Raw genomic sequence first — 15,204 nt, 5'->3', positions numbered from 1 at the left:
CCGGGCTCACACCTGGTTCAACGTCGCCAGATCGACGGGCAAGGCCCGGTTCAAAGCCGCGGCCAGCTTGACGCGCAAGGCATTCGAATGCGCACGGCGCACTTCTCGCTTCACATCCAGCAGTTGCTGGGAATGCATGGAGAATTCCGTCAGGCCCAGGCCCAGCAGCAGGCGGGTCATGTTGGCATCGCCAGCCATCTCGCCGCACACCGCCACGGGCTTGCCGGCACGCTCGCCAGCGTTGATCGTATGCGCCACCAGCCGGAGCACGGCGGGATGCAGCGGATCGTACAAAGGCGCGACCATCCCGTCGCCGCGATCGATCGCCAGGGTGTACTGGATCAGGTCGTTGGTGCCGATGGACAGGAAATCCAGAGCCTGGGCAAAAGGTTCGATGGCGATCGCGATGGCGGGCACCTCCACCATCGCGCCCAATTCGATATGGGCGGCATACGGCTGCCCACGCGCGTCCAGCTCGCGCCGCGCCGCGTCCAGCGCCATCCGGGTGGCCTCGACCTCGTGCATGTGCGCGATCATGGGAATCAGCAGCCGCACCGGCCCATGGGCGGACGCCCGCAGGATGGCGCGCAGTTGCGTCCCGAACATTTCGGGATGCGCCAGGCAATAGCGGATCGCGCGCAGGCCCAGCGCGGGGTTGGTGGCGACCGTGGCCTCGTCATCCAGGGCCTTGTCCGCGCCGATGTCCAGCGTGCGGATGGTGACGGGTCGTCCCGCCATGACCTTGAGCACGGACGAATAAGCCTGGTACTGCTCTTCTTCGCCCGGGAGGTCGGTGCCACGCCCCATGAACAGGAATTCGCTGCGGAACAGGCCGATGCCGTCCGCGCCGGCCGCCAGCGCGGCCTCCGCTTCCTCGGGTAATTCGATATTGGCATGCAGCACGATGCCGATGCCGTCCAGGGTGATGGAAGGCTCATCGCGCAACAGCGCGAGTTCCGCCCGTTCGCTGGCAAAAGCGCGCTGCCGATCGCGGTATTCGTCCAGCACGATGGGCGACGGATTCACGATCACCGCGCCGGTCGCGCCGTCCACGATCAGCATGTCGCCGTCGCGCACCAGCTCGCGCACGTTGCCCAGCGCCACCACCGCCGGCACGCCCATGCTGCGCGCCACGATCGCGGTGTGGGAAGTCGCTCCGCCCAGGTCCGTGACGAAGGCCAGGAAGCGGCCGCCGCGCAGGCGCAGCATGTCGGCGGGTGAGATATCGTGCGCGACCACGACCAGCGGATCGTCGCCGTCCAGCTCGCCGGGATCGCGTATGCCCGACGTGCCAGCCAATACGTGCAATACCCGCTCGATCACCTGGCGCACATCGGCGCCGCGTTCGCGCAGGTATTCGTCTTCCATCGCGTCGAACTGCTCGCCCAGCAACTGGCCTTGCGTGGTCAAGGCCCATTCCGCGTTGTAGTGGCGCTCCTTGATCAACAGCAGCGCCTGCTCCGCCAGCAGCGGATCGCCCAGCAGCAAACGGTGCACATTCAGCATGGCGCCCAGTTCGCGCGGCGCATCGTCGGGCAACGTGTCCGCCATCTGCAGCAGGTCGGCCTGCGCGGCCTCCAGCGCGGCGGTCAGGCGCTCGCATTCGGCCTGTACCAGTTCCGGCGCTATCCGATAGTGCGCGACTTCCAGTGCCGCCGCGCCCATGACCACTGCCCGGCCGATGGCATAACCGCGTGCCACGCCCTGCCCATACAGGCAGATGACCGCGTTGGGCGATCCGGCGTCGCTGCTGCCCTGGACGACGGCAGCGGCCTGGCGAACCTGCGCACGCGCGGGTTCAGGCAAGGCTTGCGCGATGATCGATTTATTCGAGCTCACCGAATTTGCTGTCGAACAGGGATTCGATTTCCTTCAGCGCGTTTTCCGCATCCGGACCCGATGCATCCAGCTTTACCGTCACGCCCAGGCCGGCCGCCAGCATCATGACGCCCATGATGCTCTTTGCGTTCACACGCTGCGCGCCGCGCGAGATGAAGATATCGCTGTTGAACTTGCTGGCCAGCTGCGTGAGCTTCGCCGCTGCGCGCGCATGCAGGCCGAGTTTATTGCTGATCGTGATTTCGGAGATAGGCATAGGGGGAAGTCGGGCGCGGAACCGCTGGCGATAGGGCTGAAGGTACCAGGTGACATGATAGGATAAATTTCCGCTCAGTCTACACGCAAGACCCCTTGTACTCCCCCAGCCAAGGCCTTTTCGCGGGTTTCCGCCAGCGGCAGGGCGCGATAGGTCAAGGCCCTCAGCAGCATCGGCGTATTCAGGCCGGCCAGCACCGCACACTGGACGCCCTGCGCCTGTGCTTCCAGCACCGCCCGCTTGGCGATGTTCGCCGGTGTCGCCCCCACCAGATCGGTCAGCACCAGCACCCCGTTGCCATCCTGCCCCAGGCGCAGGATATCGGCCACTACGCCGGGTATCTTGGCATCGGGCATGTCGTCCGCCTGGATGTCGTGCACGGCGACTTCCTTGATGCTGCCCATCACATGGCTGGCGCAGTCCATCATCGCCGAGCCCAGCGGCGTGTGTACGACGATAACGATGCCAGTCATGGGGTACGCTCAGGCCGCGACAGCGCGTTCCAGCGCTTCGACGAACATGCCGGGCACATCGAAGCCGGTTTGTTCCGTGATCTCGACAAAGCAGGTCGGGCTGGTCACATTGACTTCGGTGATGTAGTCGCCGATCACATCCAGGCCCACCAGGAGCAGACCGCGCGCGGCCAGGCGCGGGCCTATCGCCGACGCCAGCTGGCGATCGCGATCGGACAAAGGCTGCGCCACGCCGCGGCCGCCGGCGGCCAGATTGCCGCGCGTCTCGCCGGCAAGGGGGATACGCGCCAAGGCGTACGGCACCGGTTCGCCGCCTATGATCAATACGCGCTTGTCGCCTTTGACGATGTCCGGGATATAACGCTGCGCCATGATGGTCCGGCTGCCGTCGTGCGTCAGCGTTTCCAGTATGGCGTTCAAGTTGGGCTCTTCCTGGCGCAGACGGAAAATGCCAGTGCCGCCCATGCCGTCCAGCGGTTTGACGATGACGTCGTGGTGCCGCGCGTGGAAGGCCTTGATGCGCGCCATGTCGCGCGTCACCAGCGTGGGTGCCGTGAATTCCGAGAACTCCGTGATGACCAGCTTTTCCGGATGGTTGCGGATGGCGGCGCCGTGGTTGTAGACCTTGGCGCCCTGCGCTTGCGCATACTCCAGCAGGTGCGTGGCGTACACGTATTCCATGTCGAAGGGCGGGTCCTTGCGCATCAGGACGCTACCGAAGGCGGACAAGGGCTGCTCCACCGCGGTGCCCGTGTCACGCCACCAATCATGTGCGTGCAGGTCCGCGTCCGGCACCAGCGAAATCGGCGTGGACTTCACCAGCACCCGGCCTTCGTCGATATACAGATCGCCTTGCAGGGCCACGCTCAAGGTATGGCCGCGCGCCACCAGGCTGCGCATCATGGCGACGGAACTATCCTTGTACGCCTTCAGCAGCGGCAAGGGATCGATAATGAAAAGAACATGCATCGCGACACCCGGAACGTGCGCCGCCCTCCGTCGGGAGGGCGGCGTGTTGACGACGGACTGGCTGGCCTTCAGGCGCCCGCCGCTTCCTTACCCTGCGTCGCTTTCTTGCGCGGCGCCAACACCATGATCATCTGGCGACCTTCCAGCTTGGGCATGGATTCCACCAAGGCCAATTCGGTCAGGTCGTCGCGCACTCGCTCAAGTACCCGCATGCCCAATTCCTGGTGCGCCATTTCGCGTCCGCGGAAGCGCAGCGTGACCTTGGCCTTGTCGCCTTCTTCAAGGAAACGCCGCAGGTTACGCAGCTTGACCTGGTAATCGCCTTCGTCGGTCGCCGGGCGGAACTTGACTTCCTTGACCTGGATGACCTTCTGCTTGGAACGGGCTTCCGCCTGGCGCTTCTGTTCCTGGTACTTGAACTTGCCGTAATCCATCAGGCGGCAGACCGGCGGTTCGGCGTTGGGCGCGATTTCCACCAGGTCGACGTCGGCTTGTTCGGCCAGACGGAATGCATCGGCAATCTTCTGGATACCGAGCTGTTCCCCGTCCAGACCTATCAGGCGCACCTCGGGAACACGAATTTCACCGTTGATGCGGTTGGCTTTTTCAGTGGCGATGTTGACAACTCCTAAAACGTTTACGAAACCTGCTCAGGGCGGCCGATATCACGCCGTTGCGTGACTTCGTCCTTGAGGCGGGCGACAAAGTCGTCCAGCCCCAGCGTGCCGAGATCGAGGCCACCGCGCGCGCGGACGGCAACGGACCCGGCTTCCCTTTCCTTGTCGCCCACGACAAGGATGTACGGGACCTTTTGCAGGCTGTGCTCTCTAATTTTATAAGTGATTTTTTCCCCACGCAAATCGGACTCCACCCTAAAGCCTTGTTTTTTCAGGGTTTGCGTGATTTGCGCGGCGTAATCCGCGGATGGTTCGGATATACAGCAGACGACGGCTTGCACCGGGGCCAGCCAGGCGGGCATCGCACCGGCGTGATTTTCGATCAGCATACCGATGAAACGCTCGAGCGAACCCAGGATCGCACGGTGGAGCATGACCGGCGGCCGGCGCTGGTCGTCCGCGTCGACATACTCGGCGCCCAGTCGCACCGGCATGGAAAAATCCACCTGCAAGGTGCCGCACTGCCAATGGCGCCCGATGGCGTCCTTCAGCGTGTACTCGATTTTGGGGCCATAGAACGCGCCTTCGCCGGGGGAGATCTCGAACTCGCAGCCGGTGCGCTTCAGGCTGTCCATCAGGGCCTGCTCCGCCGCATCCCAGGTCGCGTCGTCGCCGATGCGCTTCTCGGGCCGCGTCGCGACCTTGTAGAGCACCTGCTCGAAGCCGAAATCGCGATACACCTTCTGCAGCAAGGCCGTGAACGCGGCGCACTCGTCCTGCATCTGATCCGTCGTGCAGAAGATATGCCCGTCGTCCTGGGTGAAGCCGCGCACCCGCATCATGCCGTGCAGCGAGCCCGACGGCTCGTTGCGATGGCACTGGCCGAATTCGCCATAGCGCAGGGGCAGGTCCCGGTAGGAGCGCAGCCCGGCGTTGAAGATCTGCACGTGGCCCGGGCAATTCATAGGCTTCAGGCCGTACACGCGGTTCTCGGACTCCGTAGTGAACATGTTTTCACGGTAGTTGTCCCAATGGCCGGTCTTCTTCCACAGGGACAGGTCCAGGATCTGCGGGGCCTTGACCTCGTCATAGCCGTTGTCGCGGTACACGGCGCGCATGTACTGCTCGACCTGCTGCCACAGCTGCCAGCCCTTGGGGTGCCAGAAGATCAACCCGGGCGCCTCGTCCTGGAAGTGGAACAGGTCCAGCTCCTTGCCGATCTTCCGATGGTCGCGCTTTTCCGCTTCCGCCAGCATGTGCAGATAGGCGTCCTGCTCTTCCTTGCTGGCCCAGGCGGTGCCGTAGATCCGCTGCAGCATTTCGTTCTTGCTGTCGCCGCGCCAATAGGCGCCGGCCACCTTCATCAGCTTGAACACCTTGAGCTTGCCGGTCGACGGCACGTGCGGGCCCCGGCACAGATCGATGAAATCGCCTTCGCGATACAGGCTGATGTTCTCGTTCGACGGAATCGAGGCGATGATCTCCGCCTTGTACTTTTCACCGATGCCGTTGAAGAAGGCAACCGCGTCGTCGCGCTTCCATTCCTCGCGCGTGACGGTCTCGTCCTTCCTGGCAAGCTCCGCCATCTTCTTTTCGATGGCTTCCAGGTCTTCCGGCGTGAAGGGGCGCTTGTACGAGAAATCGTAGTAGAAGCCGTTGTCGATCACAGGACCGATGGTGACCTGGGCATCCGGAAACAGGCTCTTCACGGCGTAGGCCAGCAGGTGCGCGGTGGAGTGGCGGATCAGGTCCAGGCCTTCCGGATCCTTCGCCGTGACGATGCCCAGGCGCGCGTCCTGTTCGATGCGGAAGCTGGTGTCCACCAGCTTGGGCGCTTCACCATCGACGGTCACCTTGCCGCCCAGGGCGGCACGCGCCAGCCCGGCACCGATGGACTGGGCGACTTCGGCCACCGTGACAGGGCCCGGGAATTCGCGTCGGGAGCCGTCGGGCAAGGTGATTTGTACCATCTTAGTTTTCCTGAGTGACAAGTAAAAAAACGCGGCTTTCGGCCGCGTTTTTCTTGGTGATTTGGCTTGGTGTTGCGATCCCGTCCTGCGGGGCAATCACGAAACAGCGTTCAACGCGGAAACAGGCGACGACTCGAGGTCGCGGTTCGCGTCGGCGTTCGTGCTGCCGGGACGGGTTGCTGAGCGTGCATGGCAATGCGTATTCAAACGGTACGTGGCGAGGTGGACCCGGAAGCAGATTCCTGCCGCCAAGGTCTATCGGATCGACAGACAGCCAGAGCAGTCCACCATGGAATTTTCCGATTGTATCACCGTTTGGGAGCGAAACCCGGCGATGGGTTACGGACAGCGCACCCTGTACCGGCATGACAGCGACTGTATCCACACTCCTCAGGCCGGTCCTATTTTCGTCCAAGGAATGGCTGATATGGGAATGCCCTCCATAAACTGCGTAACGACCCGCCGCCAGTGTCCCGCTTTTATCCACTGGCAAGCCGCCACGTCGCGCCTGCGGCCGGCGCGCGCTCTGCAAGCAAGGAAATGCATGCCCCTCGCTCCCAGCCTTCCCTCTCCGCCCCCCGCCGCCTCGCAAATGCTGATCTCCGGCGAACCTTCCGTGCGGCGCTATCTGCTGACCTCACGCCCGCGCCACCGGATCCGCGTCTCCGTACTGGACGACCACCCGGTCATTGCACTGGGCATGGCGTCATTCCTGCAGCACCAGGCCGACTTCGAAGTCGTGCACACCGAGACTTCGGCGGTACGCTTCCTGGACAGCCTGAAAAAAGTGCCTTGCGACGTCGTCATCGTCGACTTCTACCTGCCGCGCCAGCCGTGGGAAGGCATACATTTCATCAAACGCATACGGCGGCTCCATCCGGACCTGGTCATCATCACCTTCTCGGCCGGCAAGATCATGGACACCGAATACGCCGCGTTCAAGGCCGGGGCCAACGGCTATGTGCCCAAAGGCGAACGCCTGCCCTTCCTGGCCGACATGATCCGCCTTGCCGTCAACGCACCGCGGGCTTTCTATTCGTGCAGCGACGGCCACGTGCGCGATTGCCGCCCCAAGCGGCCGGAAGAACGCCTGACCAACGCCGAGCTGGAAATCCTGCGCAATATCGCGCTGGGCCTGTCCGTCACGCAGATTGCCGCCAAGCTCCTGCGCAGCAAGAAGACGATCAGCACGCATAAGCGGCGCGCGATGAAAAAGCTGGAGCTGGCGGACGATCTCGCGCTTGCCCTGTACCTGAAAGAGAAGTTCGAACAGTCGATAGGCGACTGAGTTCAATATGGATTTTCGCCAGTGATACCGGATAGAAGCATCCCGATAGTCCTGGCTGTCTTGGGCATCCTGCTGACGTCTTTTGCCGTCGGCATGTTGTTGTGGAACCAGCGGCGCATGCGCATCGTGCGCCACACCGCTGAAAAAGCCCGCGCCGAGGCCATACTTGCCAGGGAAAGGGCCGAAGCGGCGGACTCCGCCAAATCGGCCTTCCTGGCCACGGTCAGCCACGAGATCCGCACGCCCATGAATGGCGTCATCGGCGTGCTGGATATCCTGCAAGACACACCGCTTAGCGCCGAACAGCAGCGCTATCTCGGTACGGCCATGCAGTCCGCGCGCTTGCTGCTGCGTGTCATCAATGACACCCTGGACTACGCCAAGATCGAATCGGGCGCACTGCCGCTGTGCAACGCGCCCTACGATTTCTACCGCGCCATGGAAAACATGGCCGAACTCTACCTGCCATTGGCCCGCCGTAAAGGCTTGACGCTGACCGTGGCGATCATGCCGCATTTCGATCGGCGGCTGGTCGGTGACGAGATCCGTGTCAGCCAGGTGGTGGCCAACCTGCTCAGCAACGCCATCGCATTCACCGACCGCGGCGCCGTCACGCTTTCGGCGCGGCGGCGATTGACGCATGGCGGCGGCGATGAAATAGAAATCGTCGTCCGCGACACAGGCGCCGGCATGTCTGAGGAATACCAGCGCAGGCTGTTCGCCCCGTTTCACCAGGAAGACACCTCGACGACACGACGCCACGGCGGCACCGGGCTGGGGCTGTCCATCGTCAAGCATCTGGTGGAACGCATGGGCGGCACGATCACCATACGCAGCCGGCGCGGGCACGGCACGTCCGCATGCGTGCGGATACCGGTCCATTGGAACACCCAGGCGTTCACCTGGCCGACCTATCCCACACGCAGCGCCAGCTTGCATGTCACCCACCCGGCAATGACGCCGATGCTGCGCGCCTGGTGCCGCAAGTTGGACATCCAGGTCCTGGCTTGCGGCCAACCCGCGGACATCCGCGTGCTGACGGATGGCGGCGATGGTTTCTGGGTGGCGACGGCAACGCAGCGCATGGGCCCCATGCACTCGGTCTACCCCTTCCTGCGCACGCTGGAAACGCTGTGGTCGCCGATATGCGGCCCCGCACCGACTGCCAATCCCACGGGCGGCGACCTTCCGCACCGTCAAGAGGTGCACCATGCCGTCGACCTCCAACCGCCCGGCGAAACACATACTCCCCGGGATGCACGCCCGGTCGAGCCGGATTCATGCGCCCCGGAACCGCCGGCCGACGTCCTGCTGGTGGAAGACAACGAGATCAACCGCGACATCACCGTGAGGCAGCTCGCGCTGCTCGGCGTGGCGTCGCACTCGGCGGAGGATGGCGAAGCCGGCTACGCGGCCTGGCTCATGCAGCGGCCTCGCGTCATGCTGGTGGATTGCCACATGCCGCGCCTGGATGGCTACGAGCTGGCGCGGCGTATCCGCACCCACGAGATGATCAACGCGTGGCCGCGCACGACGCTGATCGGTTTCAGCGCCAATGCGACCCAATCCGATGCGCGAGCCTGCCTGGCAGCCGGCATGGACGACTACGTACCCAAGCCGACCACCCGCGCCAAGCTGTGCGAAGCCCTGCAACGCACCGGCTACCTGGCGGCGCCCCCGGCGGCGTCCGACGACTGAGCCCGACACTATGCTGCTCGACCTTCAAACACTCGCGGAGCTCTATCCCGACCGCGCGGGACGGTGTCAGTTTCTGCGGCGCGCGGTGGAGATCCTGCGTGACGACAGACGGGACCTGCGGCGCGCGCTGGCCGGCCGCGCCTGCGCACGGGCCGGCGACCTGGCCCACCGCATCCAGGGCTCGGTTGCCTTCCTGACGGGACAGCCCGAACAGGCAGCATCCCTGCTGCAACCCCTTGCAAGGGCCATCAAGCAAGGATTGCCGCCCGGTTCGCAACAGGTGCAGGACATCGCGCAGGCGCATCTTCTGGCGCTGGAATCGACGATTGAAAAGACGATAGGCGAGCTCGAACCCTAGCGCCGAGCCAGCCATGCGGACGCCCGCTCCGGCTACAACCCCGCCAGCAACGAAATCGCCGGCACGGGCGGCGAAAACAAGCCTCCCTGTGCAAGCGTGACGCCTTTGGCGCGCAGGTAGGCGGCCTGGGTATCGGTTTCTATGCCTTCGGCGATCAGGGCGACCCCCAACCGCCCGGCCAGGGAGATGATCAGCTCCAGCACCGGCGCATTCACGGCATCCGTGTCGATCACGGAGACAAACCCCCTGGCGATCTTCAGGTAGTCGACCGTGATCTTCTCCAGGCAAGCCAGCGAACTATGCCCCGTACCGAAGTCGTCGATGGCGAAGGCGACGCCGATGGCGCGCAAGGCTCGCATATTGCTCAGGACCGCCGAGGTATCGGGCAGCCCCTTGCGTTCCGTCAGTTCGAATATCAATCGCGGGCTGGTCTGCTTGAAGCCATGCAGAAATCGTTCCACGTCGCCCACGAGTTCGCGCCGGCACAAATGCTCCGCGTTCAGATTGATATTCAGATGGAACCCGCGTGGCAGCGCCGCGGCGCCCAGGTCGCGTTGTATCAGGCTGAGCAGGTGCCGGGTAAGCCGCATGGCCAAGGCGCTTTCGCCGACCAGCGGATAAAACAGTTCGGGCTGCACCGTTCCATACACCGGATGGCGCCAGCGCAGCATGGCCTCCGCACCCACACAGGTGCCGGTGGCCAGATCCACGATGGGTTGATACAGCACGCAGAATTCCCTGCGCCGCATGCCGCGGCGGATCTCCGTCGCCATGGCGATCCGCCGCGTATTCAAGCGGTGGACCAGGTAGGCCAGGAGCGCGGATGCGATGGTCACGAAGGGAATGTATTGCAGCCACAGCGTATGGTGATACGTGCCGAGACGGACCGCGCTCAGCGTTGCCCGGACTTCGATGGGATAGAGCGCGGACTTGCGCGTAACGGTGATACCGCCGGCGTCGCCTGGGCCGGCCGGCTCCCATTCATGTATGCCGGTGGCATTCAGCGCATAACCCGCGCCGATGCGCAATTGGACGGCGTAGTGGCCGCCCTGGTCCGCCGCCGAGATGATGTCGTGCAGATACTGGCCGTCCACGCTGGCAAGGACGCCACGGCCGTCGTCCACACCCAGGAAGACGAACAAGGCGGCACGATCGGGCACCAGCGGCGTCCCGGCCACGGTGGAAAGCGTGACCCCGGGTGGCAGTTTGGTGAGCCCCGGCACCATCTGAGCCAAGGGGCGATCCACGGGCCCGCTGACCGAAGAACAATAGATGACGTTTCGGTCTATCACCGCCAGCGTGCGAAAGTACGGCCGCAATGAGCCCGCCTCCCGCAATGTGCGCGCGACATCCTTGCAGGACTTGCCCGCCAGGGGATCGATCTCCGACGCGACCTGGATCGCGTGGGCCACGATATTTTCAGACTGGGAAATGACCAGGTTTTCGACGATGCGCAACTGGTCCTGTGCGCGACGCTCGGCTTGCTGCAGGACTATGGGTATCGCCAGCAGGAACGGCAGCGCGACAGACAGGAGCAGGTACACCATGTGCCATAGGAAAAACCGCGCGCGCTGCGCCGAATGATGCACGGATAAGCCTCTCACTTCCGGACAGTGAAAACGCCCGTGCTACCGGCCCCGGATAAAGGCCAGTGACGGAACGTAGACCTGGGATTCTGAACAGGCCGCCGTGCGTGTTCCCGGGTGGGCAACTAAAAAGCAGACCCATTAACTGCCCGGGACTCGGACATGCGCTCAGCAGTTACCTTTCTTCGCTTGTCCCGGCGGACAGAAGCCACCGCCGCCACCGCCGCCCTGCGGATCGACGACGACTGCCCCGCTGGGGGTGTAGACAGCACAGCCGGCAAGCGAGGTGGCCAGCAGGAAAGCGATCAGCATTCTCATGGGAAGTACCCTCCGGGTGGATGAGGGCGCTGAGTTTAAAAGGCGGCAGCGGCGCCATTTGTTGAAGATCGTAACCGGGTCTCGCCATTTGCCTGGACGTCGCCAAGCGACGGCTGGGGCGGCATTGCGCTCACTGCGCCCAATGTGGCCATCGCGATCATTGCGCGGGAGGCGCATTCGGCGGCGGATCCACCGAACGCCACTCCGTCGTCGGCCCGCTACCCTTGTTCACCGCGCCCTGGATATCCCTGACGAACCACGGCAGGTTCAGTTTCTCACCCTCGCCAGACTGGATGGTGAGCGCCGGTTTGGCGCCGCTGCCATCGCTGTATGACGGCTGGCTCGCCGTCGCTGGCGGTTGCGACTGCGAACTGTAGCCCTTGGAAGGCGTGCTCCCGCAGCCGGCCAGCACGGCGCAAACCGCGGCGGTAAGGATCAGCGGCAAGGCCGAGTAAGCGTTTCTCATGATTGGGCTCCGGTAAGACATCGGCTACAGGACCTATTATGGAGCAATGCGAAATATGAGCTTTTCGATTACGACCGAACAGATCAAATCCGGAACCAAGGACGTGACACGCCGCTCGGGCTGGATATTCCTGAAGCCGGGCGATCTGATCAGGCCGGTGCTCAAGGCCATGGGGTTGCGCCCCGGCGAAAAGATCCAGGCGCTGCGGGCGCCCATACGGATAGTCGCCGTGAGGCGGGAGCCGCTGCGCGCCATGCTGGATGACCTGGACTATGGCTACGACGAGGTGCGCCGCGAGGGATACGAAGGGCACGCCCAGTACGGGCACCCCGACGCCTGGGTGAGGATGTTCTGCGCCTCGCACAAGGGCGCCACGCCCGATAGCCTGATTACCCGGATCGAATTCGAGTACACCGATATCGAAGATTAGGGAAGCCTCGGCGGGCATTGCGGCCGGGTCGGCCGCGTCCGGAAGACGGCGCAACGGCGCTCGCCATCCTGGATGGGAAGACCTTAGTAGGTCAGCGGGTAGGGAACGCCGCTTTCATCGACGGACTCGATACGATCCACGACCACATCGGCCGCGTTCTTCGCGTCGCCAAGATGCGTGAAGGTTTGATCGGTGACGACTCGAAAGAAGCGGCCCGAATCGGGGGATCCCTCCTTGAGGGTCGTAACGTCCGCGATCGCCGGCACGTCGCCGGATTGAAAAGCACCGCTATGCACGGTCCAGCCATCAATTTCTCGTGTACCCATAGTCTCTCCATTCCCGTGTATCAGCAAAAATCGTGGTACCGCCCACGGAAATGCTGATGCAATCCGGACGAGCGGAGACACGACGTGGAAAAGTGAAAAAGCCAAAGTAGAAAAGCCCGCGTGCTCGGTGCTTACGCGGGCTTTTTGGTGCGCTATTTGGCGTACGATCTGGCGGATTATCCGGGGTGGCGCTGGGCCACCGCCTGATGTATTCGGTGGTAGGCGGTATTGGAATCGAACCAACGACCTCTACGATGTCAACGTAGCGCTCTAACCAGCTGAGCTAACCGCCTGCAAAGAAGAAGAATTATATAGGGCTGGATTAGGGTCGTCAAATCGTCAGCCGTTGTATCCGGCGTTGTGCGCCAGCTCCTGGTAGGACACCATCACGTGCTCGCGATACGCCCGCCGGTGGGCCAGGCTTTCGTAATAGCGCCGCAGCGCCGGCCGTTCCTGGCGTGGGATGTCAATATCGAAATAACGGTACAACACGTGACCCAGTTGGATGTCAGCAGGCGTGAAATGTTCGCCGGCCAGGAAGGCATGCGAAGCCAGCCGCTGTTCCGCGATATCGAGCTTGGGATCGAGCGCCTGGAGTGCCCGCGCGAGCGCCGCCGGGTCGCGTTGCGCGGGGGCTGTGCGGACGACATGCCAGAACACGGGGCCGGTGAAATCGAGCGCGATGTTCAGCTTGGCCCACTCGGCCCATTTGTCGACGTGGACGCGGGTTTGTGGTCGCGCGGCCAGAAGGCGTCGTCGCCGTAGCGCTCGGCCAGATAGCGGATGATGGCGCCGGTTTCCCATATCGGTTCGGCGTCGCCATCCCGTAGCACGGGCACGGTGCCGTTGGGGTTCATCGCCAGGAAGTCCGGGGTGTCGAGGCCGCCATGGCGATGGCCGGCATCGTGCCGGCGGTAAGCCAGCCCGAGCTCGCCGATACACCACATCAGGGCTTGGACATTGGAGGATGTGCGGCGACCCCAGACAGTCAGCATGGCGCGCCTACAGGCAAGCTCAAGCCGGGGCCTGGGCCGTGGGCGCGCGTTCGGCATCGGCGCGGCGCACCGCTGCAACGAAGGCGTGGATGCGCTCGGCCGACTTGATGCCGGGCGACGCTTCGACGCCGCTGCTGACGTCGACGGCGTAGGGGCGCAATGTGGCGACGGCGGCATGGATGTTGTCGGGCGACAGGCCGCCGGACAGGATGACGGGGGCGCTCGACCTGTCGGCTTGTACCTCGCGGAGCATGCTGTGTTCGAACGCCAAGCCACTGCCGCCGTAGCCGGCGGAATAACTGTCGAACAGCCAGCCGGCGGCGCCGCGATAGCCGGAGCATGTGCGGGCGAGTTCGTTCGCGGTTTCCGCGCCTGGACCGCCCACGCGGAATGCCTTCATGTAACGATGTCCGAACCGTTCGCAGGCTTCCGGCGATTCGTCGCCATGGAATTGCAGCAGGTCGGGGCCGACGGCGTCGAGCACGCGTTTGACGTCATCGTCAGCGGCGTTGACGAACAACGCGACGACATCGACGAACGCGGGAACCGCGCGGCGCAGGCGGGCCGCCTGTTCGACGGCGACGTAGCGCTTGCTTTTGGGATAGAAGATCAGGCCCACCGCATCGGCGCCCGCTTCGACGGCGACGGCGATGTCTTCGGGGCGGGTCATGCCGCAGATTTTGACGCGGGTACGCATGGGGAAGCAGCGGCGCCGCAGGGCGCGGTTGGGTAAACCCCGAGTTTACCGCTCGTCGGCGCCCAAGCGCCCGCCGGGCGGCGGTCCGGCGAACCGTGGGGATCGACAGCGCAAGGGGCGATCAGGCGAACGGGGCCAGCAGATGCCGGCGACCGTCGAGGTCGTCCAGGCCAAAGTGCGACGCGTATTCGATCGCCGACAGGTACAGGCCATCCGGCATGAAGGTGGGCGCGCCTTGCCGACGATCGCGGGCAGCCAGCAGATCGCTCATCCACGACGCCGCCTGCCTGCCCTGCCCGACCTGCAGCAGCGCGCCCATGATGTTCCGCACCATGTGGTGCAGAAAGGCATTGGCGCGCAGCGTGAACACCAGAAAGCGCCCCTGCTCGGCGATGTCGAGTTGATGCAGCGTGCGCACGGGATGTTTGGCCTGGCACTGCGATGACCGGAAGCTGCTGAAATCCTGTTCGCCAAGCAGATGCGCGGCTGCCGCGCGCATGGCGTCGATATCCAGCGGTTGGAAGCACCACCCGGCACGGCCAGCCCATAGGGCGGGCCTGACGCGATCGTTCCACAGCAGATAGGTGTAGGTCCGCGACAGCGCCGAGAACCGCGCGTGGAAGGCTACGTCGACCGGCGTTGCCCAGCGGACCGCGATCGTCGGCGGCAAAAGCGCGTTGAGCCCGCGTACCCAGGACTCCGGCCGGCGCTGGACATCGGTATCCACGTGGATGACCTGCATGGCGGCATGCACGCCCGTGTCGGTGCGCCCTGCGCAGACCGTCGCCACCGGGGTGGCGAGGAATCGATGCAGGGCGGCTTCCAGCGTGTCTTGTACCGTCTGGCGATGCGGCTGGGTCTGCCACCCTTGCCAGACCGATCCGTCGTACGCCAGCCCCAGGGCCAGGCGCGGCATCG

18 protein-coding genes and 1 tRNA gene are annotated in these 15,204 nt (G+C 64.1%); 4 read left to right on the top strand and 15 right to left on the bottom strand.

The features are described from left to right. Positions 1-6 precede the first annotated feature (6 nt). The 6 genes from ptsP to thrS all read right to left on the bottom strand — a co-directional run bounded on the left by ptsP (position 7) and on the right by thrS (position 6,124). Positions 7-1,716 carry a phosphoenolpyruvate--protein phosphotransferase gene (gene ptsP, locus CAL12_RS09775; RefSeq protein WP_269768439.1) on the bottom strand — a complete coding sequence of 570 codons (1,710 nt, stop codon included), beginning with the start codon at positions 1,714-1,716 and terminating at the stop codon, positions 7-9. A gap of 109 nt (positions 1,717-1,825) precedes the next feature. Continuing rightward, entirely contained in the window at positions 1,826-2,095 is a 270-nt protein-coding gene (locus CAL12_RS09770; RefSeq protein ID WP_086064307.1) for an HPr family phosphocarrier protein, read from the bottom strand. Between the two features lie 74 nt (positions 2,096-2,169). Continuing rightward, positions 2,170-2,568 (bottom strand): PTS sugar transporter subunit IIA, encoded by a 399-nt coding sequence (locus CAL12_RS09765; protein ID WP_086064306.1) that lies wholly within the window; start codon positions 2,566-2,568, stop codon positions 2,170-2,172. Positions 2,569-2,577: 9 nt separating this feature from the next. Continuing rightward, on the bottom strand, positions 2,578-3,537 hold the full coding sequence (gene gshB, locus CAL12_RS09760) for a glutathione synthase (RefSeq protein WP_086064305.1): 960 nt from the start codon (positions 3,535-3,537) through the stop codon (positions 2,578-2,580). A 68-nt stretch (positions 3,538-3,605) separates the two neighbouring features. Further along, positions 3,606-4,154 (bottom strand): translation initiation factor IF-3, encoded by a 549-nt coding sequence (gene infC / locus CAL12_RS09755; RefSeq protein WP_086064304.1) that lies wholly within the window; start codon positions 4,152-4,154, stop codon positions 3,606-3,608. 20 nt (positions 4,155-4,174) lie between these two features. Further along, entirely contained in the window at positions 4,175-6,124 is a 1,950-nt protein-coding gene (thrS, locus tag CAL12_RS09750) for a threonine--tRNA ligase (protein ID WP_086064303.1), read from the bottom strand. 544 nt (positions 6,125-6,668) lie between these two features. Between thrS and CAL12_RS09745 the strand changes: the two genes are divergently transcribed. From CAL12_RS09745 to CAL12_RS09735, 3 genes are read left to right on the top strand one after another with little or no spacing between them, the layout of a single operon-like run. After that, positions 6,669-7,412, top strand: coding sequence for a response regulator transcription factor (locus CAL12_RS09745; protein ID WP_232464761.1), 744 nt, complete (start codon positions 6,669-6,671; stop codon positions 7,410-7,412). 21 nt (positions 7,413-7,433) lie between these two features. After that, positions 7,434-9,110 carry an ATP-binding protein gene (locus CAL12_RS09740; RefSeq protein ID WP_157792937.1) on the top strand — a complete coding sequence of 559 codons (1,677 nt, stop codon included), beginning with the start codon at positions 7,434-7,436 and terminating at the stop codon, positions 9,108-9,110. Positions 9,111-9,120: 10 nt separating this feature from the next. Further along, positions 9,121-9,468 (top strand): hypothetical protein, encoded by a 348-nt coding sequence (locus tag CAL12_RS09735; RefSeq protein ID WP_086064301.1) that lies wholly within the window; start codon positions 9,121-9,123, stop codon positions 9,466-9,468. A gap of 32 nt (positions 9,469-9,500) precedes the next feature. Here the strand turns inward: CAL12_RS09735 and CAL12_RS09730 are convergent, their stop codons facing one another. From CAL12_RS09730 to CAL12_RS28035, 3 genes are all read right to left on the bottom strand, one after another. Further along, positions 9,501-11,015, bottom strand: coding sequence for an EAL domain-containing protein (locus tag CAL12_RS09730; protein WP_232464760.1), 1,515 nt, complete (start codon positions 11,013-11,015; stop codon positions 9,501-9,503). 207 nt (positions 11,016-11,222) lie between these two features. Then, on the bottom strand, positions 11,223-11,372 hold the full coding sequence (locus CAL12_RS28235; protein WP_086064299.1) for a hypothetical protein: 150 nt from the start codon (positions 11,370-11,372) through the stop codon (positions 11,223-11,225). 157 nt (positions 11,373-11,529) lie between these two features. Continuing rightward, positions 11,530-11,838, bottom strand: a complete 309-nt coding sequence (locus CAL12_RS28035; RefSeq protein WP_157792935.1) for a hypothetical protein — start codon at positions 11,836-11,838, stop codon at positions 11,530-11,532. A 55-nt stretch (positions 11,839-11,893) separates the two neighbouring features. Between CAL12_RS28035 and CAL12_RS09715 the strand changes: the two genes are divergently transcribed. Beyond that, positions 11,894-12,268: a hypothetical protein gene (locus CAL12_RS09715; RefSeq protein WP_086064298.1), complete on the top strand. Its 375-nt coding sequence runs from the start codon at positions 11,894-11,896 to the stop codon at positions 12,266-12,268. Positions 12,269-12,351: 83 nt separating this feature from the next. Here the strand turns inward: CAL12_RS09715 and CAL12_RS09710 are convergent, their stop codons facing one another. The 6 genes from CAL12_RS09710 to truA form a co-directional block, all read right to left on the bottom strand. Further along, complete coding sequence (locus CAL12_RS09710; protein ID WP_086064297.1) at positions 12,352-12,594, bottom strand: hypothetical protein; 243 nt, start codon at positions 12,592-12,594, stop codon at positions 12,352-12,354. 216 nt (positions 12,595-12,810) lie between these two features. After that, positions 12,811-12,887: transfer RNA gene (locus CAL12_RS09705), tRNA-Val, on the bottom strand. A 46-nt stretch (positions 12,888-12,933) separates the two neighbouring features. Continuing rightward, positions 12,934-13,254, bottom strand: a complete 321-nt coding sequence (locus CAL12_RS28230; RefSeq protein WP_198298416.1) for a glutathione S-transferase C-terminal domain-containing protein — start codon at positions 13,252-13,254, stop codon at positions 12,934-12,936. Positions 13,255-13,280: 26 nt separating this feature from the next. Beyond that, positions 13,281-13,589, bottom strand: a complete 309-nt coding sequence (locus CAL12_RS28225; RefSeq protein ID WP_198298415.1) for a glutathione S-transferase N-terminal domain-containing protein — start codon at positions 13,587-13,589, stop codon at positions 13,281-13,283. A gap of 19 nt (positions 13,590-13,608) precedes the next feature. Further along, complete coding sequence (locus CAL12_RS09695; RefSeq protein WP_086064296.1) at positions 13,609-14,286, bottom strand: phosphoribosylanthranilate isomerase; 678 nt, start codon at positions 14,284-14,286, stop codon at positions 13,609-13,611. Positions 14,287-14,407: 121 nt separating this feature from the next. Then, positions 14,408-15,202 (bottom strand): tRNA pseudouridine(38-40) synthase TruA, encoded by a 795-nt coding sequence (gene truA / locus CAL12_RS09690; RefSeq protein ID WP_086064295.1) that lies wholly within the window; start codon positions 15,200-15,202, stop codon positions 14,408-14,410. Positions 15,203-15,204: the final 2 nt, after the last annotated feature.

Origin of the sequence: Bordetella genomosp. 8 (assembly GCF_002119685.1) — a bacterium.
Lineage (GTDB): Bacteria > Pseudomonadota > Gammaproteobacteria > Burkholderiales > Burkholderiaceae_B > Bordetella_C.
The sequence above is the reverse complement of the archived record's forward strand: the minus strand, read 5'-3'. Positions and strand labels throughout refer to the sequence as shown.

Bases quoted from the DNA above. Each gene is read 5' to 3' on its own strand.
- CAL12_RS09770 (WP_086064307.1), bottom strand. From the start codon at position 2,095: ATGCCTATCTCCGAAATCACGATCAGCAATAAACTCGGCCTGCATGCG.
- CAL12_RS09765 (WP_086064306.1), bottom strand. From the start codon at position 2,568: ATGACTGGCATCGTTATCGTCGTACACACGCCGCTGGGCTCGGCGATG.
- gshB (WP_086064305.1), bottom strand. From the start codon at position 3,537: ATGCATGTTCTTTTCATTATCGATCCCTTGCCGCTGCTGAAGGCGTAC.
- thrS (WP_086064303.1), bottom strand. From the start codon at position 6,124: ATGGTACAAATCACCTTGCCCGACGGCTCCCGACGCGAATTCCCGGGC.
- CAL12_RS09745 (WP_232464761.1), top strand. From the start codon at position 6,669: ATGCCCCTCGCTCCCAGCCTTCCCTCTCCGCCCCCCGCCGCCTCGCAA.
- CAL12_RS09735 (WP_086064301.1), top strand. From the start codon at position 9,121: ATGCTGCTCGACCTTCAAACACTCGCGGAGCTCTATCCCGACCGCGCG.
- CAL12_RS09730 (WP_232464760.1), bottom strand. From the start codon at position 11,015: ATGGTGTACCTGCTCCTGTCTGTCGCGCTGCCGTTCCTGCTGGCGATA.
- CAL12_RS28235 (WP_086064299.1), bottom strand. From the start codon at position 11,372: ATGAGAATGCTGATCGCTTTCCTGCTGGCCACCTCGCTTGCCGGCTGT.
- CAL12_RS28035 (WP_157792935.1), bottom strand. From the start codon at position 11,838: ATGAGAAACGCTTACTCGGCCTTGCCGCTGATCCTTACCGCCGCGGTT.
- CAL12_RS09715 (WP_086064298.1), top strand. From the start codon at position 11,894: ATGAGCTTTTCGATTACGACCGAACAGATCAAATCCGGAACCAAGGAC.
- CAL12_RS09710 (WP_086064297.1), bottom strand. From the start codon at position 12,594: ATGGGTACACGAGAAATTGATGGCTGGACCGTGCATAGCGGTGCTTTT.
- CAL12_RS28225 (WP_198298415.1), bottom strand. From the start codon at position 13,589: ATGCTGACTGTCTGGGGTCGCCGCACATCCTCCAATGTCCAAGCCCTG.
- CAL12_RS09695 (WP_086064296.1), bottom strand. From the start codon at position 14,286: ATGCGTACCCGCGTCAAAATCTGCGGCATGACCCGCCCCGAAGACATC.
- truA (WP_086064295.1), bottom strand. From the start codon at position 15,202: ATGCCGCGCCTGGCCCTGGGGCTGGCGTACGACGGATCGGTCTGGCAA.